The sequence below is a fragment of the Mycobacterium neglectum genome (genome assembly GCF_002591975.1).
Classification (GTDB): Bacteria; Actinomycetota; Actinomycetes; order Mycobacteriales; family Mycobacteriaceae; genus Mycobacterium; species Mycobacterium neglectum.
Genome location: NZ_NVQE01000059.1, coordinates 1 through 26,607 on the forward strand (window position 1 = coordinate 1; position 26,607 = coordinate 26,607).

A 26,607-nucleotide genomic window follows, 5' to 3' on the forward strand; every position below is an offset into this window, starting at 1 on the left:
GAACGGAGCACCCCCGCCGCCGAAGCCGGGAATGCCGCCACCACCCATACCGGGAATACCGCCCATCCCCATACCAGGCATGCCGCCGACACCAAGACCCGGCTGGGCCGCCGCCTCCGGTTCGCCGGCAGGCTTGGTTTCGCCCCCGCCGCCCCCGCCAGCCTCGCCGCCGCCGCCGTCTGCGTTGCCATTGCCCTGCCCACCGACACCCTCATAGGCCGCAGCGTTCTTATCGGTGTCCTTGGCTTTGTCCTCAGCCTCAGCCGCGGCCTTCTCAATGACCCCACGCGCCTCTTCCAGCCGCGACTTGCTGTAATCCATCAAGGCCTGCTGCCCCTCCGGGGTATACAGCGCACCACTGGCTTTCAGCTCGGCAATCTTGGCCTGAACGTCAGAGTTGATCTTCTCCAACTCAGCGCGACCAGCTTCCCCGGCAGCGGCAATCTCATCGGCACTGATGCCGGCCGAGTCCAAGTCATGCAGAGCCTCCAGCATCATGCCGATCTTGCGGGCATTCTCCTTGGCCGCCTCAGCGGCCGGCCCACCGTCGCCATCCTCCGGAGCGCCCGGAGGTGCAGCCGGAGGCGGTCCCGCCGGCGGGACCGGCGCACCTGGCGCACCCGGCGTCGTCGTAGTCGTCGTAGGCGGACCCTCCGGAGCCGGTGGCGCCGGAGGCGGACTCGGAACCGGGCCAGGAGGCGCCGGCGTCGGCGGCTGCTGGGGGAAATCCAGCGGAACCGGTGCAGTCCCCGTACCGGTACTCAACGGTGCGGCTCCGGGCCCCGAGAACGACTTCAAGGCATCCCCCACGACCTGGTTTACGGCCAAACCGAACACGTCCCACGACATAATGCATCGCTCCTTACGCGACTAGAAGTTCAATGCACGCTCGGCAGCGGCGACCGCTTCAAGCGTCGGTAACGTCCCATCAGTAACCCCGTGGTTGGCCAGCCATCGATCATGGGCCACCGCCGCGACCGCCCGGCACCGCTTATTCAGCGTCACCGAGTCCCACTGGCGGGCCTCATTGCTCAACGTCACGTAGCGCACGAAACCCATCGCGTTCACACGCACGACCACAGACCGCCGCGACGACATCGCCGTCGCGGCCACCTGCAACATCAGCTCATCGGCCTGCGAATCCGAACTCAGATGCTTGGTCATCGCTCCCCTTCCGGCCAACGCCGCTGCACCACCCTACGCATTGATAGACATATTACACACGTTGACTAATCACGTGAACAATCCGTGATCAATTTTGTGTGACGCCGCCCAGTTCCTGCGAAAGTTACAGTGCGTTCAAGGTGCTCGTGACCACGGGCTTGAATCCAGCCGCGACCGCGCAGTACACGATGTCGGCCAACGCCGGCGACGTCGGCTGCCGCCAGAAGCGAATGAGCTCAGCGATCAGCGCCGTCCGGTAGAACGCCATGTACAACAGACGCTGATCCAGTGACGCCTTCGAATCGTCCAAATCTAATGGCCCGTTCATGTGTGGACTGGTTGCATTCCCGTCGTGGCGCTGAGCGACCTCGCTGTCGTGACTATCCCAGTCCACGGGCGTGCCCTGGCTCAGCTCATTGAGGAACGCCAGGTCGGCCGACTCAGCAACGTGTATCGGCCCATCCGCGCCACGCACCGGACCATCCGGCCCCACCGCTGCCGCCGTGGCCACCGCCGCCTCCACCACGCCTCGGGTGATCACAGCAGCCACCGGAATCGCCTCCGGACCTGTGCCCACTGACGCAATCTGCTGGGCAAGAGCCGGATCAATAGTCGCCAACCGGTGCTGATGCTCACCATCGAGCACAGGCACGGACCCCGGCGAGTGCAGAATGGACCGCAACGTCACCGTCTCGAAATCCTGCCACCCCGCCGGACGCGGACCCTCCGCAGTAGTCACCAACGCGCTGCGCACAACCCCAGATGCCCTGTCGGTCAACGCATCCGCATGCGCAGTCAGCAGATCCGCCGGACGCCGCCAGCCCAGAAACCCCGAAGCCCAGCTCCACGGCAGCGCCGGATCAATAGGAGCCAACCGCGCCGTCGTCGGAACAAACACCGACGCAGGCACATACACCCCGCCACCTGCACTAGAGGCAATGACAAGCTGCGCCCCCAACTGCGTACGCACAACTGCCACAGCCCAATTCACAAACCCGGAGTCCACCGTGTTCCACGCCGCATCCGTGCCACGAACCAACCCGTCAAGCACCTGCCGCGCCAGCATCAAGTCCGCGCTCACATCCGGCTCAGGCAAGCTCGCCGCCGTCGCAGCACCAGAGCTACCCGCCATCACCGGAGCAGCACCGCCCTGCTGGCCCGACGGACCAGCCGCGGCCGGCGCGGACGCCGCCGACGCAGGAGCCGTTGGCCCCACACCCGTCGGACTCGCCGCCGCCCCGCCACCCGGCGGCACAAACGGAGCCAACGGACCGCCACCCGCACCGCCACCCGCAGGGGGATGCGCCATCATCGGCATACCGCCGCCACCACCAACCATCGGCGCAGCCCCTGCACTGGCAGGCCCACCACCGGAAGCCACCACCGGAGGCTGCACCGCGCCCGCAGCCTGAGCAACCCCAGGCGCCGTCCCCGGATGCTGGGCCACAAACTTCTCCAACGGCGGCGACACCGCGCCCGAGGAACCGATACCCGACGCCAACCCAGAATTGAAACTCGATGCCGCACTGGTCAACGAACCACCACTACCCAGAGACTCCAACGGCGTACCAGCCGACGACGCAGGCGAAGTAAACGCATCCGTCAGCGACTTCCCGCCACTGCCCAACGGATTACTGAGCCCAGCAGGCATCTGCGGAGGCCGCAAACCACCCATCGCCGAACCCGCCGACGGCAACCCACCACCCGCAGAACCGCCGCTCGTACCACCCATCGGCAACCCCGTCGCAGGCATCCCTGTCGACGGAAGCCCCGCCCCGGTACCTGCAGGCGGCACGGGAACTCCCCCCGAGGTCTCTCTGAGATCTGTTACGGAGCCATCCGGCTCTGTTCCGAGCTGCTTTACGTCGCCGCCGTCGTTCCCATCCGCACTAGCGTCCTTAGCTGCGCTGTCCTCGCCGGGTGCATCCGGCACCGGCTTCTCATCTGTTTCCTTTTGATCGGTGTTGCTGGCGGGCTCGGCAGCATCGTTCCTAGGCGAGTCTGGTGTTTCGCCGACTGGTGCTTCCGGGATGGGGAGGACTGCGGGTGTGGCGGCGATATCCCCAAGGGCCGTGCTGTAGAGGGTGGCGGCTTCGGCGTTGAACGGGGCCATGGCCGACACCGCCGCAGACGTGCCGCCGCTGGATTGCGCGGTGTCCCACGCTTCTGCAGCGGCATCAGCCACGCGACTGAGGTCGGTCTTCAACCCGGACACGACCGCCCTGAATGAATCGGCCGCCGTCGCAGTAGATTTGAAGTAATCCGCACCGCCGTCGGCATGGTCGACCATCTTTCGCATCAACGCGATGCGGGCTTCGCCTCCTTGGCCTTCCAGCAGGCTTGCGCCGTTGGTCATCTCTTTATGGACCGTCCCGGCGTACCCCGACACCGACTCGGCCATAGCCCGCCTGTCGTCGGCAAGGGCCTGCAAGTCAGTCTCGCTGATCGACGGCCAGTAGGGCAGCACCGTCAGTGACGACGCGCGTCCTGATGGTCGCTGCACATCCCCCGCATTACCGACAACCGCCGCCACCGAACTCCTCCAATTACTCTTCGTCCAAACCGCAAACAGTCCATACCTGGTCTACGGCCGCCTTCTCTGCGTCCAAGGTGTAAGGCGGCGGTTCTGCCAGCCCGCGCGTACGGACCTTCCCGTGCTCGGCAACCCGCGCCTCATACACCGAGGCGATGTCCGTGACAGCAACCCGCACCGGAGCGCTCGCATCAGGATTCTCAGCGAGAGCAACCTTGAGAGCGGTGACCGAAGGAAGAAGATCCGAGCCAACTCGATCCGGCCGGGGAATGGCGCTGTTGATGATCGCGTAGCTGGTGCACAGGGATACGTCCTGGGCATGTACTTCCGTCGCTGACGGCGGGGCACCCGCAGGCGCATTGGCTGGCTCACTCACAACCGGTCCAGCGGTGCTGGCCCCGGAGTCACTTCCGCCGCCACTGAACACAGCCCCCAGTGTCACGCCAGCGACCAGTGCCACTACTGCGGTGCCACCGACCAGGGCCGGGACCACCCACCGCCGCCGTCGCTGTGGTGGCGGTGGCTGCCAGTCGGCTCCAGGCGGCGGGGTGGGCGGCAGTGCACCGTACTGGCCGGGCGCAGGAGCCGGCGGCGAGCCGTACTGCTGAGTGGTCTCCACGCCGTGCATCACTGGATGGTTCATGGTCTGCGCCCTCCCTGCGGCGATCCAGATAGCGGTTGTCTACAGCCTACCAACGATAGGTTGTCCTCGGCTATCCTCTTTTGGCTTTCCGTTGCGACCTTTGCGTGACCTACACGCTGATTGTCGCCGAACCCGGGGCGACGGCCGCGATGCCTGCCGCGTTCTCGGTGTCCTGGGCCTCCAGCTGCGCTGCGCTTCCCAGGTCCCCGGTGGCAACGGTGCTCCCGGCTCGGCTCAGGTCAGCCAGAAACGTGCCATCCTGAGCAGGCCATGTGCTCGTGATGGCATTGATGGCCAGCGAAACCCCGTCAGGCTGTGTGGCCGCACCTGCCAGGTTTCCGACACCCTGCGCAGTCCCGGCCGCACCGCGTGCGGCGACTGCTGCGGCTTCGGCGCCGGTCGTCGCACCTGATGCGGGCAGGGCGATCGGGTCGACCTTAATGCGGTCCCCGGAGCCTCCCGATGGTACTGCTGGCATGTCATCGTCCTTTCTAGCCCTGCAAGGCTGCTGAAAGTTGGTTGGCGACAGGGTGTTTGCGTAGTTCCTCGGGGATGAGTTCGGCGCATCGCTGAAACAGGCGCTCAGAGATTGCGTCGATCCCTTTGCGGGCACGTTCGGCGTTGTCGCCCAATGCCGCGTTGATCTGGTCGTTGAGCTCGTCAACGGTGAGTTCCCGTTGAAGGCCTTCACGCACATCGAGGTCGATCAACCGGCCTCTGGAGTCGTGGACCACGATCACGTCATCGTCATCGTCTCCGCTGGACAAGAACTCTTCGGCTTCCTCAATCCAGTCATAGATCAGGCCCAACATCGCATCGTTGGCTTTCAAGGCCGCGGCTGCCGCTGGGTTAGCGATCGTGGGTGTCGTCACTGGTACTTCCCTCCTGAGTCGCAGCCGCCCTGCGGCGGCTTGGACGCTTCCTCAACTGCTCCAACTCACCGAACACTGCCTCGGTATTAGCAGCGTGTCGGTGCACCACCCGCCGATCCGGATGGAGGTCTTTATCCCGTTCGCCGGCCTGGCCGCCGCCCATGCCGCCCATCATCGGCGGCATCATCCCGCCCATCGGCATACGCGTGCCCGCACCACTGGGACCACCCGCGCCCGCAGCCGTGGGCGGCGCCGCTGGCATAGCGCCAACACCGGGAGTCGCCGCGGCCGGCGCGGACACCGACGGAGCAGACGGTAAACCGCCACCGCCACCGCCACCGCCGCCCCCGGAGCCGCCGGAGCTGGCCGGGCTCGTGCCGAAGGAATCCTCGAAATCGAAATCGTCGTCCTGAGTGCCCAGCTCGGGCGGGCTCATTGAAGGAGGTCCACCCAGGCCGGGGATCGATGACAGCCCCGACAATGCCGACATAGGCAGGCCGCCGCCACCGCCGCTACCGGGCATCAAACCCGCTGCCGAACCAGCGGATTGACCGACAGTGCCCAGGATCGTGCCCATCACCTCACCGGCAGCGTTCGCGGCCGGGTCGACCGCGGACGCCAGGGGTTCGGCTGGGGACTTCGCCTCAGCAGGGGGTGGTCCCGGCTCGTCGGTCCCGGTGCTGGAATCGAGCTGCCGCTGCTCGTCGGGATCAGTGGCGAACTCTGAGTCCTCCTCAGTGTTCGAGCCCTCGCCGCCGCCGTCCTCATCGGCACCCTCGCGCTTCTGCTCAGCGTTGGTTTCGGCCGGCACGTCCGCCTGGTCAGCACTAGAGGCGCCGCCACCGACGATGGGTGGTGGGGCCGGCGGCGGAACCGGCGCTGTCGTGCTGTCGACATTGGCCGCGAGCGCGTAACTCGCCTGCGCTGCAAGCGCTTTCGCTTTCGCCTCTTGAAGGTTGGCGGTCGCAGTAATCAACGGTTCACTCACCACCCCACCGCTGGAGGTGTAGGTCTGCTGCGCCTTGCGGTACTGCGAGGTCAGCGTTGTGAACGTTTCCGGTGTCGGAGTGTCGTTCCGGGCGGACTCCACCGTCGAGCTGGCCGCCTCAGCGGACGCTGCGAGCTGCCGGGCATAGTCAGCCGCACTGGTCAGCCACTGGGCATGACGGCGAATATTCGCCCCGGCCGGTTGATCCCCGTCATCCCACGCGGTGTCGACACCCGCACCGGCCCGCTCGGTATCGCTTGCGGCGGTGGCAAGGCTCTGGGCAGTCGTGCGCAGTTGTTGTGCGAATGTGCGCAGCGGCTCAGCACCTGGCCCGCCGTGAATTCTGCGCGACCACACCTCGCCGGTACTCGGGTCCGGCACTGCGGGCACAGGCGGTGCCACCGGCAGCACCGGGGCCGGGGCGCTGTCCCTTGGCAAGGGCGGGGCAGCGCTCACCGCGGGGGACTTCCCGCCGCTGGCGATGTGGGCGGCGGCTTCCTCGTCACCCTGCTGCAGGGCCGCGCCGGTGACATCGACGGCCAGACCGCCTGCGGCCCGCTGTAGGGCTGCCTGGGTGATCAACATGTCCAGCCCGCTCGCCCACGCGGTGAAGGACGCGGCCACCGCCGTGGAGACCGTATCGGAGGCCGCTGGCTGGCACTGGGCACACTGCGCACCAGGCGTGTGATCGGCCAGCGCGCGACCGTGCGACGCCAGCGCTGAAGGGTCGACCGCCACCTTCGCCATCACTGCTCCCCCGCTTCGCTATCCGGTCGCGCCGACACTCGGTCCCGCCCTATCTTGCGGTGCTAGCCGTTTGCGGTGATCGCCGAGATCTGCCGCGCCATGTCCTCATCTTGCTGTTCGAAGCCAACCTTATGGTTGCGCAGTTTGGCCGCGTGTGCGCGCGCTTCGGCGGCCACCCGCTGATACGCCTGCTGTCGGGCCAGATTCTCACCGGCTTTGGCCTGCACGAACGGTTCGTAGATCGCCCCTAGCTGTTCGCGCAGCGCCTCAGGCTGCACAGGTGGCTGGCCGCTGGCCTCCACCGCGTCTGCGTACTCCTCCCACCGCGCCGCGAGTTGGGCTTGCGCGTCGGTGTCGAGGGCGATTGCTTCGCCGCTGCTGGCCATATGGGCACCTTCCTTTCACACATGAATGTATAGAACTGTTCACGCACTGACTCATTGTGTACTGTACTTTGCAGTAAGTGCAACCCTTTCCGCGTGTCGCTAACAGTTAGCAACGCTCCCGTCTGAAAGAGTCCTAGGTTATGGCGATTCGCAGCACACACAAGGGCGACCGAGCGCAACTCGGACCCCGCGTCGATCGGGTTGTCTACGACGCAGTGGCCGCCAACAGCGGCCACTACGGCGACTACGGCATCCCCATGAGCCAATGGGTCGCTGACCTGCTGGCCGCCATAGTCGGGCACCCCGAGCTGATGCGGGAACTCAGCGGCGAAGATGTCGCTCAGATCCTGACCCGCGCACTGGACAACCCTGATCTGCTGCGCACGCCAGGCCGCCGGCGCGAGGAGGGCCTGCCCCTGGCGATGTGACACAACCCAGCCCCTGAGAACCGTCTTGATCGACAATCAGGGGCTACACGAAAACATCTGAATACCGGATCGCGGTAAACCCCGGAAATGACAAAAGCCCCCGAAGGGGCTTTGTCCCGGCTTTAACCGAAGTGTGCAGCTTCGGTTCGGATTACCGATATCCAACATGCCCCTCGAAAGGGACTAGTCGTCGTGACTGACTCGTCTCACGATAGCGCATATCCAGACCTAGTGCCAGACCCGGCGCAGGCTGGGTTGGCAAATCGTGACCTTCGCACCGAGCCCCCCGACCGCCGGACGCCCACGAACGCGCGACCGGCATGACAGCCGACCCGCACCGCACCGACACCTTGGCGCACCCCGCCGACGTATGGGCTGGTCTGGCGCCTTTAGCGGCGGCACCTGGCCGTCACCAGATAAGACTGTGGACCCCCGAAACCGGGAAGTTCTCCCAGACCGCCAAGCTCACCGCGAAGTGGCCATCCCAGCCAGCAGCGGTCTACCTGTACTCAGCTAACGCCACCACAGTCCTGCTAGCGCTCGATTTCGACACCAGCCGCGGCGGTGCAGCCGCCGTCGAACGCGACCTGCGTACCGCGCAACAGTGGATCACCAGCTGCGGCGGCCGCGTAGTCACCGACTACACCGACGACGGCGGCCGCCACCTGCTATGCCCCCTGGCAATCGGCACCACCGCCTCGCTACCCGAAATCACCGCCTTGATGCGGGTACTCGCCGGCCACCTGCCCACCCTGGACATCGTCCCCGCACTCAACCCGGCCCAAGGCTGCATCAGCCTGCCCGGCACCCTCACCAAACGCGGCGGCTACCGCCATCTCGACGGCACCCTCGCCCAAGCCCGAGCCGCCCTCCTTGAACGCTCCGCACCAGACCTGCTCCCCCGGCTCTACCAGCTACTCGGCATGCTCAAGTCCGCCCCTGCCGACCAACCATCCACCACTGAGCCCGACGAGGGCACCACCACGCCCGCATACACCACTGGGGAAGGCGAACACCGCCGCCTCACACCGGCCTACACCCGCACCGACCCCCTGCCCGACAGCATCGAAGCATTCGCCACCCGCGGCGACATCGCCCCCACCGACCGACCGCACTGGAAAAGCCCAAGCGAAGCCCGCTTCGCCGTCGTCGTAGCCGCACTCGACCGTGGCCACACGCCCACGACACTGCGCGAGCTCACCGCCCCCGGCGCCCCGTGGCACGACGGCCTCGGCAACGCCTACAAACGGTACGGACACGGAGCCGAACGGGCACTCCTTCGCGACATCGACCGCGCCTTCGACTGGCTCATCGCAAACCCCCTTCCATACCGACGCCCGCAGCACAAGCAGAAGTACACACAGGGGGGGATCTCTACAGCAGCTACCCACCGAACCGGATTCACAGGCCCCCCTAAGCTGCGCCACTGGCTAGCCAACGCGCTTCGATGGGCCGACCTCGAATACGCCGGCCAACGCTACCGCTGGACAGTGCACGCGGTGCTGCAGACCCTGGCGGTGCACGCCCTGAAAGCAGGTGACAACAGCCCCGGAACCTGGGTAGTGGGAGTCGGCGGCCGAAGCCTATCGCTGGGAGCAGGACTGCTCAGCCCGGACGCGGTATGGCGAGTCCTCAAAGACCTTCGAGACCGCCAAGGATCACCAGTCGTCCTCGTCCGCAGCCACATCGGGCTAGAGGCCGACTACTACGCTCTGACCAGCCAAAACAACGTCATCAGTAACCTGGCGCACCACGCCGACCGCGTACGTGTCGAAGCAGTCCACGACATATGGCACATCCTTGGACACCACCTACGCCGGATCTACGAACTCGTCGCCTACCACGGCCTGACCCACCGAGAAGACATCTACGCCGCCGCCGCGGTATCGCGAAGCACCGGAGACGACGTGGTGCGCCAACTCCAAATACACGGCCTGATCGCGGCCACCGCCCCCAAAATGCTGGGACCGGGACCAACAAGCCCGGACGTCCTGGCGGCCGCACACCAGCTCCCTCAGCTACGAGAACAGCGCCAACAGACGTACCGACAGCAACGCGCCCAGTGGCGAAAATGGCTCGACCTACGCGAACAGCTACGAAACGGCGACCCCACTCTCGACCCAGCCAGCACTCCGGATAGCACAGCCGGCCCGATCGAGTCACCCTTCAACGGCTTCGCCCAGACCCAGGACTATCTCAACTCTGTGCTGCGCACCGGCCCCCCCGACGACGACATCGAACGCCTCGAAGAACACGCGATCGGGCTGATCGAACACATCATGGGAGGAACACTGCTGACAAGCAGGCGCCGGGCCAAACCGTCACAGTGACGATACGTGCCTGCCGAACTGGGCCTCACCATAAGAGCCAGTCCACAGTCGCCCGGCGGCCCGCGGCGCGCTTTCGCACGATTTCCACAAGTCGGAGTAGTGGCCGAGATTAGTAGGACTTCTGTCTCACCAACAGTAGGATATCAGCATGGCGAAGGATAAGGTTTCGGTCACGATCGATCAGGCCGTATTGGCGGCGGCCGACGCTGACGCCCAGGCGGCCGGCCTGAATCGTTCAGAGATGATCGAACGAGCCCTGCACAACGAGCATCTACGAATCTCGCTGGAGCGCTACACCACACACACAGTGCCGACGCTCGATATCGACGCCTACGCAAAGAAGGTCTACCAGGCCAACCGGGCCGCTGGGCTGTGATCGCTCCCGGCGACGTCGCGCCACGCGGTGACACCGATCAGGAACTGTACGTGGTCGTGCTGTCCAACGCGATTCACCTCGCAGCCGCTACCGGGAGGGTAATCACCTGCGCCTTTATCCCCGGCGAAATCCCCAGCGGCGCAATGGCAATGATCGTCGCAGTGCAGCACCCCAAAGGGCTTGTCTTGCCGGAGCTCGTTCAGTGGCTTCCGTTTGCGGCCCTCGACGAACCCATCGGCAATATCGGCAGTGCCGCACTCGCCGACACCACCGCAACCGTCAGAGCGCTTGTCTCCTGACGGGGTAGCGATTCGGCTCCCCCTAGGCCGGGGGGGGAGCAAAGATTGCCCGCGTTGCGAGGACGGGCGGCGACTTCTCCGACGGCTGAAAGCCCCCCGCCAGCTCCTGTTGCCCCAGGGGGGTCAGCGCAGTCCTCAGCGCCACACGTCGCCGCGCCCGATCTGGGGGGGCGGTCATCTCCTCTAGATGTAGTCCCTCATGAGGTTGTAGTCACGTGGCCGGTTCTGCCGTCCCGTTCACAACGCGGATCCCCCCGGGCAGAGTGCAGCAACCTCTGGGTGCCTCGTCGGATGATGTATGCGCATCCGCACGCTGGGCACGTCGGCAGTTCGGACTGTGGCGGAGCCGCTGGCTTGCGCACTCGGGCTGGCGGCCCGCTGAATTGCCCAACGCGCGCCGCTGTAATTGTTCCCGATCCGCGCTCGGCTCGACCCCTTCTGTTTCTAGATCGAACTCCATCGCCAAGGTGGCGGCGTTCCAGCCGGACCCAGCGGACTCTTCGCCGAAGCTCAAGTTCTCTTCGGCGTACCCGTACTTGACCGCCAACGTGCGCCGATTGGTCGCGCGTCGGCGCGAGCATGAGCATCGACATTTCCAGCCTGGATGTGCCCCGGCCGCCTTCGCGCCGGCCGCCGAAATGGGCTTCTCGCGCGACCCTTTGCGACCTTGTGGCCTTCCGGTGGCTCCTTGTTCGTTTGACTGCCAGGACAGTCAGGGCGGCACCGAGTGACTGTTCGCATCCGCACCCCCGCCCCACTTCCGTCACTGTGATGAAATGCAGTCCAGCAAACTGTGTTGGCCTCCATCCGCGCAGGTAAGCGCTCATCGAGGCGGCTCACCGTTATTCTACATTAGAACGGTAGAACGTCACATCGTTAGACCGTGCTGTACTTATATACTTCTATCGTTGGTATGGTTAATCGGTCCAGCGTGATATGCTTACAACGTTCGTACGCACTACGGTTTGATCGGTACAGCGTTTGATCGGTACAGCGTTTGATCGGTACAGCGTTTGATCGGTACAGCGTTTGATCGGTACAGCGTTTGATCGGTACAGCGTTTGATCGGTACAGCGTTTGATCGGTATCTCAATGCTTCGATAGAAGGACAGAAGGAAGATGGCGAAGATCCTCGTCGTTCACTCGCGCAAGGGCGGAGTCATGAAGACCACCACGGCGTACGAACTCGGGTATGTACTCGATGCGGTCGTGGTGGACCTTGAACACGACCTCACCGGCGTCACAGTGCTCTGGGGTGACCGACCGCTCGACCGGGCCGGCGTCCCGATCCTCGACGCGATAGCCAGCGGGCGGACACCCAGGCCACTCAAGGGATACCGCAAGCCACGTCTGGTCCCGGGGCATCCATCTCTTGGTACGGAGGGGCCCGGCCGTGAGCGGATGTCTGAGGCTCTGCTGAAGTGGGCTGCGGAGTGGGACACCGATTGGGTTGTGATCGACACGCATCCGGGCGCGGCGGAGCATACGCACGGCGCACTGGCGGTGGCCGATGTCGTCCTGGCTCCGACCACGCTGGACTTGCCAGATCTTCGGGGTTTGGAGCAGTTGGTGGACGAGATGCTTGATTACCCTGTGGTCGTTTTGCCGACGAAAGTGCGCCCGGTGCCCCCTGCGGTCGGCTTGAAGAGGCTCGAACAGATCACCGCAGACACACAGGTGCAGGTCGCCCCACCGATCCCGTTCGTGAGCAGTATGGGTCAGCGCACGAAACGCATTGCCGTTACATCCGAGAACCCGCCGGCTAAGCCTCTGCGACTCCTTGCAGAGCGGTACAAGATGGTTGGCGAATTTGTGAAGGAGTACGTCAAATGAGCGGAATGGACATGCTCCACAACCAGCGCGATAAGCGCCGCAAGGTCGGCAACGAGATGCCGCCGCCGATGCACCGCGCGCGGTCGACGCCGGTCACTCTGCCTGCCGCTCCCGTGGTCGATCCGGCGCCCGCTGAGTATCAGGCAGGTCCATCGCCTGTCGCATCTGCAAGCCCTCCCGCACCGCCGCCGACTGCGGCCGCGGCGCCAAAACGTCCCGCACCGCCTGTAAGGCAGCAGGACAAACGCCCTGCCGAGCGAGTGAAAAACTCAGAGCTGATCCCGACTACGGCCTACCTCGAACTCGAAGAGGACCGCTACATCCGGCGCACGATCGAGGCCGGCCGGTATGGCAAGCCGAAGGTCACTTCGGCGAGCGCAGTCATCCGCTACGCGGTGCAGTACCTGGCCCAACACATGACCCCCGAAGAGGTCGTCGCCGCGATCCGTGAGGCTGCGCCCGAAACGTCGAACCAGGGAAGAATCCGCCTTTAATCGATCTACCGTTCTATTGATAGAAGGGTAGATCGGCCGCGGGCGTGTTGGGTGGCCCCGACTGGGAGCCGCTGACGCGTCGGGGGAGCGGCCGCCGAGGTGTGATGCATTTCAACGGCGACACGCCACGACTATTGGTTGTGCGATGTTGTCCTATATGTATGCCTACCGTGCATGTAAACTCTGCGGCAACGTGGCGATGGAACGAGGACTTGTCACCACGTCCACTACGTGACCGCATGAGGGGACTGGGAGGCGATCATTACGGCCGTCGTGAACCAGGATCACCCCGGCGACCCCGATGTCGCCCTGCTCGCGCGTCACGTGAAGGCACGCCTTCGGCGGCAGGGAATGTCGGTGTTGGCTGCCTCAGAGTATGGAATTCTGTCGCGGTCGACGTTGACAGCCGTCACTCAGGGTACCGACCGGGTACCGAGTTATCGGACGCTGGCCAAGCTCGATGACCTGCTGAGCTGGGAGCCCGGCTCAGCAGAGAGGGCCCTGCACGGCGGTGAACCGATACCCCGCGAAGAAGGTGTCTACGGAAAGCTGCCGGCCCCGCCTGCCGACGCGCCCAAGGAAGACGTCGCCGCCGCAACGGCGGCACTCAACGACGTCTTCGATACGACGTTCGAGGACCCCGCCGGGTGGGACTATGGCCACCTACTCCGATGGATTGACCAGCGCCTGCGCGAGCTGAACATGACAAAGTCCAAGTTCGCCGCCATCGGGGGACCGGCCCGTGCCACGCTGGCGACCCTGGGCAAGCGAGGCTTCGGTCCTAGTGCAGAAACCCTCGATCGCATCGACACGTTCTTGTTGTGGGAACGCGGATCGGCGCTGACCGCGCTTCGTGGCGGAACCCCAGTGCGTAAAGGCCCCAAGGTGGCGCCGAACCCCGCACTCATCCCGCTCAACGGTGCCCTAGACACCCTCAACGCCGTGAAGGTGCGTCTGGCCCGGCAAAGCCAGAGCCTTTCTCAGCTACATTCGGACGTAGACGAGGTGCTGGAGCGTGTCAGCGTCGCGATCAGTGAACTTGGTGACAGAGAACGCCTTGATGCGTTGCTGTTGTCGGAGATGGGCGACCCCGAACAGGGTGATGCCGCAGGAACGGGAGAAATCCATGACTAGCGGTATTGCAGTAGGGGAGCGCCGACTATGGCCGACACCGAGGACCAGGGTCTGTTCAGCGTCGAGGAATCGGAGAACAGTCGCAGTGACCGAGTGGATGCGCCAGGCAGTCGAACAGGTGTATCGCCATCAGCTCGGGACACCATCGGGATGGACCTCCGAGCAGACCGACCTGTTTCTGAATCTGGTGACAGAACGACTGGACAACCAGGCCGCAGTCTTAGCGCTGGAGCTGGGGGAGCAGGCAGTGCAGAGCTGGACTGGTCAACACGCCGGTCAGCACCCGGACCACGAGACGACAGTCGGCCTGCACGAGACGGCGTTGCAGAACGCACGCGAAGCGATCGTGCGGCAGAGCCTTTACGACCTGGTTCCGCAGCCGCCGGAGGGACACGACAACCCGCCGCCGACGCCAGCCGACATTCCCTGGACCCAACGGTGGCGGCACCTGATGTATCGGGCCGAGCCGAGCGAGCAGATCGAGGAACTCGCCGACCACCTGTGGCCGGACCGCAGCGTGATGTTCCGGGTCAAGGCGGCGTTCCTGCTGGCAACCCGGCTGGAAGAAAACCGGGCGATACCGACCGCGCCGGGTCAGCGCCTGACCCACGACCTGGGAGCCGAGGTCGCCGAAGCGATGAAGGCCGAGGGGTATCGGGGCGAGTAGCCCGCAAGCGTAAAGTCCGCCCGCTGGCCGAGGACGATCCTCAGCTTGCGTTGTTCGCCGAAGACTCCTTCGACCTGCCCACCGATCCTCGCGTCATCGACCCTGGTGGAGCTCCGCTGCCGCCGCTCATGCCGGCAGCCCCTGATCAGCACAGCGCCGAACGCGGCCAGCCGCACTCGGCCGCGATTGACGCACTCACCCTCAAGCGGCCCGTGCCGACCCGTGAGCACACCCCGCAGACTCAGGTCGCCGCGCCCACGCTGGCCGACGGGCCCGCTGTCCAGGCCAGCCCCAGCACCGCCGAAACAGCCCTGCCCGCCCCTGCCGCTGACACCACCGACACTGCGCTCGGTGCCCCCGAGAACGTCGCGCCGACGTTGCCGCCGGCCATCGACTACCGCCCCGGCACCACCATCGCGGTCCCGTCGGGCTCCAAAGCCCGCCTGATCGCCAACATCGCCGCCATCGACACCTTGATCGAACTGCAAGGCCAAGCCCGCAACGCTACCGCTGCCGAACAAGAAACCTTGGGCCGCTGGTCTGGGTGGGGCGCGATACCCGAGGTATTCGATACCCGCACCGACGCCTACAAACCCCAGCGCGACTACCTCAAAGAGGCACTCGGACCCGACCAATACCAAGCCGCCTCCAGAAGTACGCTCAATGCCCACTACACCGACCCAGCCATCGCTGACCAGATGTGGAAAGCGCTGCAGCACGCGGGATTTAGCGGTGGGCGAGTCCTCGAACCCGGGTGTGGGGCAGGTACCTTCATCGGCCTGGCGCCCGAGGGCGCGCAAATGGTCGGCGTCGAGAAAGACCCCATCAGCGCCGCCATCGCCGCCTACCTCTACCCTTCGGCGCAAGTCCGCGCCGAAGGCTACGAAACGACCAACGTCCCCAACGGCTCCTTTGCCGCCGTGATCGGCAACGTCCCGTTCGGAAACTTCGCGCTCCGCGATCCCGCCTACAACCCGCGCCGGCTGTCCATCCACAACCACTTCATCGTCAAATCTCTCGACCTCACCGCCCCCGGCGGCTACCAGATGGTCTTGACCAGCCGCTTCACGATGGACAACGCAGACCCCAAGGCTCGCCGCGAAATCCTGTCACGTGCGGATCTGCTCGGAGCAATACGCCTGCCCTCCAACGCTTTCCGCCGCGTCGCCGGCACCGACGTGGTCACCGACATTCTCGTTCTACGCCGCCGAGAAGCCGACCGCGCGATCGAAGACGACGCCGACGCCTGGCTGCACACCGCCCCCTTGACTCTCGACGGTGACGACGGCAACGACGCCGATATCGAGGTCAACTCCTACTTCCACGACCACCCCGAAAACGTCCTAGGCCGCCCCAGCATCGGCCACGGAATCCACGGCCACCAAACCCTCAACGTCGCCGCCGACGAATCCAGCCCGTTGGCCCTGCAAGTCGGGCACCGCCTGCGCGCCATCATCGACGGTGCACTGCATCGCGACCAAGGTCTCACCGCGACCGCCGCCACATTGACCGAGGTCAACGACGTCAGCTTTGATCCCGGCCTGATCACCGCCACCACCACGAAGCTCCCGGCCCGCGACACCCTGCGCTTTGACGAAGCAACCGATGAATTCCAAACCTGGACCGAAGACACCTGGACGCCGGCGAAAGTCTTCAACACACGCAAGCAGGAGACCATCCACCTGCTCAAACTGCGCGATGTCGCCAACGCCGTCGTGTCCTCACAAAACGCAGGCCAGCCCAGCGACGTACGCGAACAGCTCCGCGGTGAACTCAACCGCCTCTATGACACCTACGTCGCCAAACATGGCCCCATCCAACGCTTCAAATGGAGCAAGCCATCGATCATCACCCAAGACCGACACGACAAAACACTGGCCAAATCCATTGAAAAATGGCGTCAGAAGAACCCCGACCAACACCGAGTCCCGGCCGAACTGCTCGAAGCCTGGGACGAACGCGCCTGGGAAACACCCAGCCAGTACAAGATGCGCCCACACATCGTCACCGCCCTGCGCAACGACCCCGGCTGGACCACAGTGCTCGCCCTGGAAGGCTACGACGAACTCACCGGAGAGACCCGCAAAGCCCCGATCTTCTCGGTAGACCTCCTGAGCCCGCCGCGCGTCCGCGACCGCGCCGAAACCGCCGACGAAGCCCTCGCAATCAGCCTGGACCAAAACGGCGGCGTCGACATCGGGCACATCGCCGCCCTGCTGGACACCGACCCGGCTGCCGCACGGGAAAGAATGCGCGGCCTAGTGTTTCCCGCGCTTCACGACCCCGACATCCTCATCCCTGCAACACAGGCCCTATCGGGCAACGTCCGCCAACAACTGCGGCACGCAGAGGCAGCCGCCAAACACGACCCCCGCTACCACGAATACGTGGCCGCGCTGCGCGAAGTCCAACCGATCGACCGCGAAGCCAGCCAAATCACCGCCCGCCCAGGATCACCCTGGATCGACGCCAAGTACGTCGCCCAGTTCGCCAGCGAGACCTTCAAAGCCGCTGACGCCGCACGGCCCCACGTCAAGGCCGACCATGTGCACGGCATCTGGTCGATCGAATGCCAGAGTCGCAACACCGCCGCCATGACCGAGACGTGGGGCACTCGGTTCGACAACCGCGACGCCATTTCATTGCTCGAAATGGTGTGCAACAACAAAGAAATCGCCGTCCGATACACCAAGGAAGAATCCGAGACCACCGGCCGGACCGGCATCAACCGCAACGCCACTGTCGCCGCGCAAGCCAAGGCCACCAAGATCAGTGACGCGTTCCAGAACTGGGTGTTCGCCGACGACACCCGCCGCGCCGAGCTGGTCGCCACCTACAACGAACGCTTCAACAGCCTGCGCGCACCCAAGTACAGCGGCGCCGCATTGACCTTGCCCGGTCTGTCACACCGCTTCACTCCTCACACGCATCAACGCGACGCCGTGGCCCGCATCATCGCAGAGCCCAACGTGCTCCTCGATCACGTTGTGGGAGCGGGCAAGTCGGGAACCATGTTCATGGCCGCCATGGAGTTGCGTCGCCTCGGGCTGGCCCGCCAACCCTGGATTGTGGTCCCCAACCACATCATTGAGCAGGTAGGCAAGGAAGCCAAGTGGTGGTACCCCGGCGCGGAAATCCTGCTCGGCACACCCGGCACGGACGGGCCCGGCCGGCGCCGCTTCGTGGCCCAATCCGCCACGTCGGACTGGGATATGGTCATCGCCCCGGAATCGCTGTTCATGGGAATCCCCGTCGGTGAGGACGCCCAGCGTGACTACATCGCCCGCGAGTCCCAGATGCTGCGCGAGTCGCTTGAGAACATCACCGGAGACAACGCCACCGCCGCCACCGTCAAACGGCTTGAGGCAGCGCTGCAACGCTACGAATCCAAACTGGAGAAACTCACCGCCCAGGACGGCAAAGATACCGGGCTTCTGTTCGAACACACAGGGTGTGACTACCTGATGATTGACGAAGCCCACATGTACAAAAACCGCACGAGGCTCAGCCCCGTCAAGGAACTGGCCTGCCCGGACGGATCCGACCGCGCCGACGACCTGGCGATGAAAATGGATCTCCTGCGCACCCGCCGACGCGAGGACGCTATCGCCGCCGGCCGCACACCCACCCCCGCCGATGAACGAGTCGCCAGCTTCGCCACCGGAACCCCGATCGCCAACTCACTCGGCGAGCTCTACGTCATGCAGCGCTACCTGCGGCCCGACCTGCTCGAAGATGCAGGAGTCCTGCACATCAACGACTGGGCGACCACCTTCACTGCGACCGTCAACACCGTGGAAGTCAACGCCACCGGCACTCAACTCAAGCCCGTTACCCGCGTCGGCAAATTCTGCAATCTGCAAGAGCTGCTGCGCATTTCCTCGGTGTTCACCGACGTCATATCCCGCGATCAAATCGGATTGAAGCTCCCCGACCTCAGCAATGACGGCAAGCGCACCATCGTCAGCATCCCCGCCGATCAGAATCTCCGCGACTTCATCACCGACCTGGGCTACCGGGCGAGCACCCTCGATCCGAAAAACCTTGCCCGCGACAACATCCTGAAAATCTCCAACGACGGCCGCGAAGCCAGCCTCGACCCGCGCATGGTCCACCTGCCGGAACCGACCCACTCGCGGACCGCCGCAGTGGCCGAGAGGATCATGGCCGTTCACCAGCAGTACGCCGACACCATCTACAAAGATCCCCAATACGGCCACGACATGCCCACTCCCGGAGGCCTGCAGATCGTCTTTTGCGACCGCGGCACCCCCAGTAAGGGAGCGAAGAAAAAAGGCGACTTCAACATGTACGCCGCGATCCGCGACGACCTGATCGCTCGAGGAATGCCCGCTGAGAAGATCCGCTTCATCCACGACGCCGACAAAGCCGAGGACAAGCTACGGCTCTTCGATGACTGCAACCGCGGCCAGGTCTCGGTGCTGCTCGGCTCAACCGAGAAGATGGGCACCGGAACCAACGTCCAAACCCGCGCTGTGGCACTGCATCACGTCGATGTCCCGTGGCGGCCGGCCGACCTCGAACAGCGCGAAGGCCGCATCATCCGGCAAGGAAACCAGAACGAAACGGTCAGCATCTTCAACTACGTGGTCGAAGGCTCCTACGACGTCGTGATGTGGCAGAAGATCGAAGCCAAGTCCCTGTTCATCGCGCAGGTCAAACGCGCCGACATCAGCGTCGATGAAGTCGATGACATCGGCGGCAACGAGATGACCGTCGCGGCCGCCGAAACCAAAGCGCTGGCCACCGGAGACCCCCGCTATGTGCGCCAGGTCCAACTACAAGACGACATCGAACACCTCGCCGCGCTGGAACGGGCCTACCATGACGGCCTTGCTGCCCGTGACCGCGATATCCGCCAGCGCCAGCGACAGCTCGACATCACCACCGTCGAACTCGACGCCTTGGCGCCGACCGTGGCCGCCATGGCCGCCCAGCCCGCCGACGCCGCCGTTGACATGGTGGTCGAAGGGCGACGCTACCCCGAGCGCAAAGACAGCGCCGCGCCCTTCGCCGAGGTCTGCCGCCGTGTGTACGGCTCGTTGAGCAACGCGGCATCCTGGGATAGCCGGTCACTGAACACCGCCGTCAACGGCATGGCGCTGCACGCCCGCCGCGATCACATTGGCGATCGGCTCTGGGTCAGCTTCGAAGGCCCCTCTGCCGAAGTCGCGTTCACCATCCAAGACCTCCACGACAGCGCACCCAAGGTGGGGGAGACCGCCAACGGGGCCAGCAATGCCAAGGCTCGCGGACTGCTGACCCGAGTGGAAAACCTCTACAAGGATCTTCCCGCCCACCACCAACGCCTCCAAGTCCAGCACGACCACCTCACCAACGCGCTCGCAGACCTCACCAGCACCGAAGTCGAGCCGTTCGACCGCGGTGAGGAGTTGGCGGCCAAACGCGAAGAACACACCACCTTGACCACCCTGCTGCAACTGGAAGCCCAGTCCGAGGCGGCCAAAGCCAAGGCTGCCGAAGCCGAGCAGCGACTGCTGGCCGCCGGCCGCCAGCCCGGCTGGTCACTGCACTTGAACCCAACCCCATTCCTGATCGAAGAATCCGGGCTCGCCACCGCCGACCAATACCGGTTCGCGCAAGGGCTAGCCGAACAGGCCCGCGCCAGCGAATACCGCGACGCCCAGCGCGGCGAACGCAAGGACCGCGGTGACGATCGGAGGACACTGTGAGCACCCCGACACCGCCCCAGGCTGATCCGTGGTGGAGCTACACGGTGGGAACTGCCGCTGCCCTCCAGGCGGGCAAGGAGCCCCCGACTGTGGCTGTCCACGGACCGTTCCTCAACTCCAACGAGGTCGCCCGGCTCAGCAGCCCCGCAACCTACAGTCGCCTCGCGGCCGGCGACGGGCGCTTCGAACGCGCCCAAGCCCCGTTCATGGTCAACCCTGTCCTGATGGCAGCCGCCATGGCCGGCCAAGGTGTCATCAACAGCCGCCGCCAACGCGACGCTGACCGCAGCACCCAACCCCAATGGACCAACTACCGCGACGCCGCTGTCCTGACAACCAACCAGCGGCTGATGTGCAGCCGCCCCCAGGGTGGCTGGGTGTCGTTCTGGTACAGCGAAATGTCCGAGTTCTACCCCGATCCCCAACGGCGGGCAGTCACCATGTCCTTCGCCGACGACCACACACCACCCCTACAGCTCGCCGGGCCCGCCGCGCCCGCTATCGCGCTCTGGGTCGGCCACTCCGTCTACGGCGACCGCTGGCACGAAGACCCCCGCTTGGCCGCCCTGCTGCCCAGCCAAGCGTCCCAGCACGCCACCAGGCCCGAACAGGCCGCCGCCGCCGAGGACACCGCCTCCGAGGCCGACGGACTCACAGCCGAACAACAAGCGTGGTGGGACCGCCACCGGCCCCGCCATAGCCGTCACAGCGCCTCACAAGGTGGGCTGGAGCTGTGAGCACCCACACCGCCCCGCTGGTGGCCGCCCCGGCCGCGTTAAGCAGCTACGCTCGCTCCAGGCTCGACCACCTCACTGACGGCCGACCCCTCTACATTCCCGGCTCGGGCACCGAATCTGACCCCGTGATGGCCATCCAGCCGACCTCGCTTTACCGCCACCCCTACAGCCTCATTCAACTGCCTCTGCTCGCAGTGCATTTCGACACCATGCTCGACCCCGCACCAGACACCGCGTGGCTGGTCAGTCTGGCCCACCTTGCCCACCATGACTGCCCCGCATGTGTGAGCACCTGGACCGAGGCCGAGCATTGCGCCCAGGAGCTCCCAACCGATAGCCCGCAGTTTCGCACCCTGACAACCCCGACGGTCCTCCTGCTCGTGCACCAGGAGGACCACTCCTAGTTAGCGGTTCCCAACTCGGGAAGAAACACCGGATGCGATTCCAGGCCATGGGATTTCGCGACCGTCAGCACCGCCAGCCAACCACCGTCGAACGCCCGCCGATGCGACAACACGGCCTCACCGACCGCCAGCCCCGCGAACCGTCGGATGATCAGCTCATCGATGTCGGCGCCGACGCGCACCAGCTTCGCACCATGCTGACGGCTCGACCTGACGAAGGCAGTGCTTGTCACATGCCAGTAGTGAATGCGCGGATTGTTCGCCTCCCAGCACCACTCCCACAGATCGGGCAGCGACCCGAACCGCCGGCCGTCATAGAGCAGCAGGCTCGGCATGGTGCGCACCATGTCCACCAGCGGCCACACCGTGATGTCCGACCGCGCAGGCAGGCCCCCTGGCCCCGACGGCAAGGTCACATTCACGATCTCCCTGCGCTGGCGCAGCGCCTCACCGAGGTAGTCATACAGTGCCTTCACATCGGGTCGCTGACCGTAATCGGCCGCCAGCCCCACCGCGGTCCGGAACTTTCCCCACAGCCTGCTAATCAGCCCGTCGAGCACCTCAGCGGATACTCCGTTCTCGCTCGATGACCGGGGCTCCACCGGCTGGTGCGGGCCCGCCTGCTGGTCGCTGGCTGCGGGGAACAGGGCAGGCCCACGTAGTTGTATCCGATCCAACACATCGAAGGCGGACACATCGGCTGAGAAAGCCACATACGCCACGAACAGCGCGGCCAGCGCAGCCTCCTGCACATCGCCTACAGCCCACCGCACATCCTCACGGACTTGCAGCGCTTCCAACAGCTTTCGCGCTTCCTGCAAGGTCGCCACAGCCGGTAAGGCGTCCACGACGCCGCGATTGAAGATCCCGGCCCGCAGAGTGGTCGAGCGCACGGCGTCCGCACTGAACCGGTCGGTCCACCGCCGGATGAAGTGGTACCCGGCACCGGATTCTGCATCCCCGCGCGGTAGCGCGTCGACATCGATGAGCATGGACTGGCCCGCGTGCAGCAGCCGATCCTGGAGGCCATCGAAACCACCAACGAGAAGCGTGTCCGGCCAGTCCAGTTCCTCGCCACTGTCGCAATGCAACCCCAGGGAATGCGGCGGCACCCCGCGTACGCGCGCCAGGTCGAACCGATCAGATACAGGGCCCTGACCGCAAATCAAGACGCTGCGTAACAGCCCTGACGGTAGCCGCAGCCCAGCATCGAGCTTGCGCAGTGTCGCCTCAGACGGCCCAAATTCCTGCCCGTTCTCCAACTCGCCAATCACCTGCCGGCTAGGGCCGCCGCGTTGACTGACTACATCTTGGGTAGCGCCCTGCCCTTCACGCAGCGCACGGATGAATCCGCCGAAATCCAGGGTCTCCAACATGACCCCACACTAACACGAATCGACACGATTCGACCGGCCGTGTCGAATGATGCCGCCTGTTGTTGTCGGCGGTGCCCGCGAGACTCGCTTACCCGCCGTTTCGCCAGTAATCGGGAAGCCGCCACATCTGAGCCAGGGTGGGCCCGCTGAGCATGAGCCGCCACTTGTTCTCCACCATCGGGTTACCCCACGTTTCTGACCGTGCCCGGAGCCAGCCCGCCCAATCATTGCTGATACCAGCATCATTGAGCCCAGCCAGATAACTCGCCACCAGCTCGTCACGCTGGGCCAGGTGGACTGGATAGTTCGGATCGCGCAACTCGGCGTAGGGGAGTGTCGTCAACTCTTCGATGACCGCCTCGTCGGTATACGTCCCGGTCAGACTGGCGACCCTGAACGTGTTCAGCGTTCGCCCTCCCTGCGCTTCGAGTAGCGACACGACATCCTGAGCGCTGCGCATCCGCGCTCGCTCGTGGATCTCGAACTGGGCGATAAACCAGGCGTCGAGCGCTGCCCGCCACGGCCCCCGGTGGGGTTCCCAGAGCTGTGGCGAAAGCTGCTGTAATTCCATCACTGCGGCCCGGTCATCGTCGGCTCTACCCGCATGCGGGTAGAGCCGCTCTGTTGCAGTGCTGCGCCACCCCGGATCGAGAGTCCCAAGACGCGCCCGCTCCAACACCGTTCCCAATAGACGATCGCGCACGGTGGCGACGTATCGTGCGCCGATCGCCTGGAACGGATCGGGCATACCGGGAACCGACATCGACATCGACATCACCAGTCCTCGCCGCCGGTCCCGCACGCGGGCAACGCCACCTCGACGGTGGTGGATCCTGCCCGCCAGGACGCAGCCATGCCGTCATCGTGCACGGTCAGCACCCCAGAGACCAGCCCCGCTAGCTGCGGCTGGTCGAGGCGTTGCGCGGCCAGCACCGTGTGGATATCCAGCGTCCGCCCTATACGCAGCATCAGCTCCATGGCATCGAGCGCCACCGGACTCGCCATCGCATCGCCGTCGACAGCCACCACAACCGCGCCCCGGTCAGGCCCTACCGGATCATGCCGGTCGCTATGCCGGAGGTCAGCCGCCCGCCGCCGCAGCGCAGCGAAATCCCGTGCCCCTGCGTGCTTTAACGTCTCCACCCTCGACTTCATCAACTTGGTGATGCGTGCGACTGCCTGATCCTGGTCGAGTTCTGTACCCATCAAAGTGATGACCTGAACTCCACGCCCAGGTGGGCGCACGGCCAGCGCCTCGATCATCAGCTCCACCGCGCGGTAACGCCGCGCCTGTGACGCACCGACCACCGCCAGGTGCGGCCCTTCGCCGCCCTGGCCGCGTTCCTCGATATCAACCCACCGCCGCCGGCCGGCGGTGTCCGTGCCGATCACGACCTGCAAGGCGCCGTCCGCGCGGGCGACCGCCCGCAACGCCACCGGATACGGCGTTCCCGGAAACCGCTGCTGATAGGCCCGCGCTGCTCGTTTGCCTGCATTCGAAGATGCCATAGCAAATCACTGGATCCCTTCAAAGACGTTATGCGTAGCCGCCCACATCAACGACGCACGGATCTTTGTCGGGAGCGCGTGACCCTGTGAGTCTGGTCCTCGGAGAGTAATTCGGTGGCAATCCCGATGTGGGCAGGACTGCGACGCGACCGAGGGAGACCGCCTTCGCGCAATGGCGTTGGCTACCAGCATAGTCCATGCCTGCCGTACACGACGTCGCGAACGCGCCGACTCCCACCCACATCCAGCTGCCGCTATCTGTCCGGGGTGGCCAAGATCTTGAAAAGCATGTTATTCACATCCGTCAGAGCCTGGAGGTCAACGCGGCGAAAGAACTCATCCAACGCTGACTTGCGCAGGCTGGTTACCAGGCCGGGAGCCGCCCACGCGGTGTCTCCCAACGGCACGCCGAACCCGGTATCTGGATTGTGGTCGAACACCGGCACGACGATTACAGTCGGCTCACTGGGGATCTCGTTGTAGACCGTGGAGGAGATGACGAGCACGTTGATTCCGGTGCCGGTGACCCAAATCTCGCCTCGGTGTGGCGATTTCAACGCTTTGTCAACTCGTCAAGGTTTCGGTCGGCCCAGGCCTCGCTGAAGGCGACGGAATCGGGGTGCTCCCGCATCCAGTGGTCGTGAGCTTCGCATCTGCGGCGCATGTCCTCAACATCGAGCACGCCCTCGATCCAGGAATTCATCGACGTATGGTCAGCATCTGCGTACCGCTTCACCGCCTCGTAGGCCCCGTCGGACAAGCGCAACGTAACAGTCTTAGCCATCACGGGATGATAGCACTTATTGATAGCAGATCGTGGCATCGGAATGGACTAGGGTCAGGTCCGGGCGAGAATGGTGTCCGTTCTCATTTGATCTGACGCAGCTGACCTGCGGTGGCGTCAGATCAAGTGAGAACCAGCCGTCCGCGATTCTCATCGAATCTGGTGCAACTCGGAGTAGTCGTTGCCCGACAACCGAGCCCGAGACCTCGGTAAACGCCCGATCTGCATCAGATCAAATGAGAAAGTCATGCTGTTGTCCCAGGTGTAGTGAGAATGCCCCCGGTCAGATGAGAACGGACAAATGGCGTCGTGCGATGGTGGAGTGGCATCGGTCGATTCGCCTCGGGCGAATTCGGCCCAACCGTTCCTTTTGTCACTGTGACGTTTCGGCCCAGTCGGGAGGGGTCTAATCAAATGACGCAGAGACGGCAGGGTAGTAGTCGGTCCAATACTCGCCGCCTGCAAGGTATTCAGACACCTCGCTGATCTCGCTGTCATTGAGTCGGACTCCTAGTGCCGTCTCAATCCCTGGTACGAACTCCGCGCGCCCGACGTGTTCACCGCGCGCGGCTTCGAGCCCGCGATGAAAGATCGCAAGAGCACGTGCGAAGACGTGCCGGTCGGTCTGCCACGCCCAGGCCAGCACCCGTCCCATGGAATCGCCTGCGTTGGCCAAATGGCCATCAAGCCATGCATTTTCAGCGGCATACGCAGATTCGCTTTCACCAACGGAGATGAGCAGCAGTTCGAGCAGCGCCGAGTCGTCGATGATTCTAGCCTTCGCCGGCACGAGGTGTGCGACTACCCGGCTGCCTTTGACGATATGTGTAACGATCCCGCGTTCAGCGTCACCGAGCAGCTCATTGAAGGTGTTCCGCGCGTCCGTGGTGCTGCGCATGCGGGTCGGTGTGATGGCCGTCATGGTGCACATGCTACTCAACCCACGTCGAAAATGTCACCCTTTCGCGCCACCAATCACGCCGTTTTTAACGCCGATAACAGAGATTATGTCAATCTAGCGCCTAAACCCCGTATCTACCAAGCACTTTCATGCGCCGATAATGTCCTGTCTCGGTATATCTGGCGGGTTTCGCATTTGACCTGGCGGTTTTCGGTGTGTCACGCATATCTCAGTGAATCTGGCGGCTAATGTCGTACCCCGGCCGTAGTCTCACCTGCGATGACCGAA

Annotated in this window: 24 protein-coding genes and 1 pseudogene; 11 read left to right on the plus strand and 14 right to left on the minus strand. The window is 64.6% G+C overall.

Annotated features, from left to right (window positions below; genetic code table 11):
• The 8 genes and pseudogenes from CSQ99_RS30865 to CSQ99_RS28020 form a co-directional block, all read right to left on the minus strand.
• Positions 1–849, minus strand: a pseudogene (locus tag CSQ99_RS30865) (DUF4226 domain-containing protein); the annotation flags it as partial.
• Between the two features lie 21 nt (positions 850–870).
• A complete protein-coding gene (locus CSQ99_RS27990) occupies positions 871–1,164 on the minus strand; it encodes a hypothetical protein (RefSeq protein WP_099042256.1) in 294 nt (97 codons plus the stop codon).
• A gap of 124 nt (positions 1,165–1,288) precedes the next feature.
• Positions 1,289–3,697, minus strand: a complete 2,409-nt coding sequence (locus CSQ99_RS27995; protein ID WP_141562743.1) for a hypothetical protein — start codon at positions 3,695–3,697, stop codon at positions 1,289–1,291.
• A gap of 13 nt (positions 3,698–3,710) precedes the next feature.
• Complete coding sequence (locus CSQ99_RS28000; RefSeq protein ID WP_099042258.1) at positions 3,711–4,340, minus strand: hypothetical protein; 630 nt, start codon at positions 4,338–4,340, stop codon at positions 3,711–3,713.
• Between the two features lie 109 nt (positions 4,341–4,449).
• A complete protein-coding gene (locus CSQ99_RS28005; RefSeq protein ID WP_099042259.1) occupies positions 4,450–4,818 on the minus strand; it encodes a hypothetical protein in 369 nt (122 codons plus the stop codon).
• 13 nt (positions 4,819–4,831) lie between these two features.
• Positions 4,832–5,212: a hypothetical protein gene (locus tag CSQ99_RS28010; RefSeq protein ID WP_099042260.1), complete on the minus strand. Its 381-nt coding sequence runs from the start codon at positions 5,210–5,212 to the stop codon at positions 4,832–4,834.
• Positions 5,190–6,947, minus strand: a complete 1,758-nt coding sequence (locus CSQ99_RS28015; protein WP_099042261.1) for a PPE domain-containing protein — start codon at positions 6,945–6,947, stop codon at positions 5,190–5,192. Before CSQ99_RS28015 ends, CSQ99_RS28010 begins: the two co-directional genes overlap by 23 nt.
• Positions 6,948–7,009: 62 nt before the next feature.
• Entirely contained in the window at positions 7,010–7,333 is a 324-nt protein-coding gene (locus CSQ99_RS28020) for a hypothetical protein (protein WP_099042262.1), read from the minus strand.
• A gap of 140 nt (positions 7,334–7,473) precedes the next feature.
• On the opposite strand from CSQ99_RS28020, the gene CSQ99_RS31090 reads away from it, so the two are divergent.
• From CSQ99_RS31090 to CSQ99_RS28075, 11 genes are all read left to right on the plus strand, one after another.
• Complete coding sequence (locus tag CSQ99_RS31090; RefSeq protein ID WP_176561256.1) at positions 7,474–7,761, plus strand: toxin-antitoxin system; 288 nt, start codon at positions 7,474–7,476, stop codon at positions 7,759–7,761.
• 320 nt (positions 7,762–8,081) lie between these two features.
• Entirely contained in the window at positions 8,082–10,091 is a 2,010-nt protein-coding gene (locus CSQ99_RS28030) for a hypothetical protein (RefSeq protein ID WP_099042263.1), read from the plus strand.
• A gap of 148 nt (positions 10,092–10,239) precedes the next feature.
• Positions 10,240–10,467, plus strand: a complete 228-nt coding sequence (locus CSQ99_RS28035) for a ribbon-helix-helix protein, CopG family (protein ID WP_099042264.1) — start codon at positions 10,240–10,242, stop codon at positions 10,465–10,467.
• Entirely contained in the window at positions 10,464–10,766 is a 303-nt protein-coding gene (locus CSQ99_RS28040; protein WP_099042265.1) for a toxin, read from the plus strand. Before CSQ99_RS28035 ends, CSQ99_RS28040 begins: the two co-directional genes overlap by 4 nt.
• A gap of 1,119 nt (positions 10,767–11,885) precedes the next feature.
• Positions 11,886–12,599: a ParA family protein gene (locus tag CSQ99_RS28045; protein WP_099042266.1), complete on the plus strand. Its 714-nt coding sequence runs from the start codon at positions 11,886–11,888 to the stop codon at positions 12,597–12,599.
• Positions 12,596–13,093, plus strand: a complete 498-nt coding sequence (locus tag CSQ99_RS28050) for a hypothetical protein (protein WP_141562744.1) — start codon at positions 12,596–12,598, stop codon at positions 13,091–13,093. Before CSQ99_RS28045 ends, CSQ99_RS28050 begins: the two co-directional genes overlap by 4 nt.
• Before the next feature lie 273 nt (positions 13,094–13,366).
• Positions 13,367–14,227, plus strand: a complete 861-nt coding sequence (locus CSQ99_RS28055) for a hypothetical protein (RefSeq protein ID WP_245909133.1) — start codon at positions 13,367–13,369, stop codon at positions 14,225–14,227.
• A gap of 85 nt (positions 14,228–14,312) precedes the next feature.
• Positions 14,313–14,894, plus strand: a complete 582-nt coding sequence (locus CSQ99_RS28060; protein ID WP_099042269.1) for a hypothetical protein — start codon at positions 14,313–14,315, stop codon at positions 14,892–14,894.
• Between the two features lie 50 nt (positions 14,895–14,944).
• Complete coding sequence (locus CSQ99_RS28065) at positions 14,945–20,608, plus strand: helicase-related protein (RefSeq protein WP_245909134.1); 5,664 nt, start codon at positions 14,945–14,947, stop codon at positions 20,606–20,608.
• Positions 20,605–21,345, plus strand: a complete 741-nt coding sequence (locus CSQ99_RS28070) for a hypothetical protein (RefSeq protein ID WP_099042270.1) — start codon at positions 20,605–20,607, stop codon at positions 21,343–21,345. The genes CSQ99_RS28065 and CSQ99_RS28070 overlap by 4 nt, the downstream gene beginning before the upstream one ends.
• Positions 21,342–21,749, plus strand: coding sequence for a hypothetical protein (locus CSQ99_RS28075; protein WP_099042271.1), 408 nt, complete (start codon positions 21,342–21,344; stop codon positions 21,747–21,749). Before CSQ99_RS28070 ends, CSQ99_RS28075 begins: the two co-directional genes overlap by 4 nt.
• Here the strand turns inward: CSQ99_RS28075 and CSQ99_RS28080 are convergent.
• From CSQ99_RS28080 to CSQ99_RS28105, 6 genes are all read right to left on the minus strand, one after another.
• Positions 21,746–23,125, minus strand: coding sequence for a helix-turn-helix domain-containing protein (locus CSQ99_RS28080; RefSeq protein ID WP_099042272.1), 1,380 nt, complete (start codon positions 23,123–23,125; stop codon positions 21,746–21,748). The two genes, CSQ99_RS28075 and CSQ99_RS28080, sit on opposite strands and share 4 nt — an antisense overlap.
• A gap of 88 nt (positions 23,126–23,213) precedes the next feature.
• Positions 23,214–23,900, minus strand: a complete 687-nt coding sequence (locus CSQ99_RS28085; RefSeq protein ID WP_141562745.1) for a hypothetical protein — start codon at positions 23,898–23,900, stop codon at positions 23,214–23,216.
• On the minus strand, positions 23,900–24,634 hold the full coding sequence (locus CSQ99_RS28090) for an FtsK/SpoIIIE domain-containing protein (protein ID WP_099042274.1): 735 nt from the start codon (positions 24,632–24,634) through the stop codon (positions 23,900–23,902). Before CSQ99_RS28090 ends, CSQ99_RS28085 begins: the two co-directional genes overlap by 1 nt.
• A 254-nt stretch (positions 24,635–24,888) precedes the next feature.
• Positions 24,889–25,191 carry a type II toxin-antitoxin system PemK/MazF family toxin gene (locus CSQ99_RS28095; RefSeq protein ID WP_099042275.1) on the minus strand — a complete coding sequence of 101 codons (303 nt, stop codon included), beginning with the start codon at positions 25,189–25,191 and terminating at the stop codon, positions 24,889–24,891.
• Positions 25,188–25,418 (minus strand): hypothetical protein, encoded by a 231-nt coding sequence (locus tag CSQ99_RS28100; protein ID WP_099042276.1) that lies wholly within the window; start codon positions 25,416–25,418, stop codon positions 25,188–25,190. The genes CSQ99_RS28095 and CSQ99_RS28100 overlap by 4 nt, the downstream gene beginning before the upstream one ends.
• A gap of 406 nt (positions 25,419–25,824) precedes the next feature.
• Positions 25,825–26,340 (minus strand): hypothetical protein, encoded by a 516-nt coding sequence (locus CSQ99_RS28105; RefSeq protein WP_141562746.1) that lies wholly within the window; start codon positions 26,338–26,340, stop codon positions 25,825–25,827.
• Positions 26,341–26,607 lie beyond the last annotated feature (267 nt).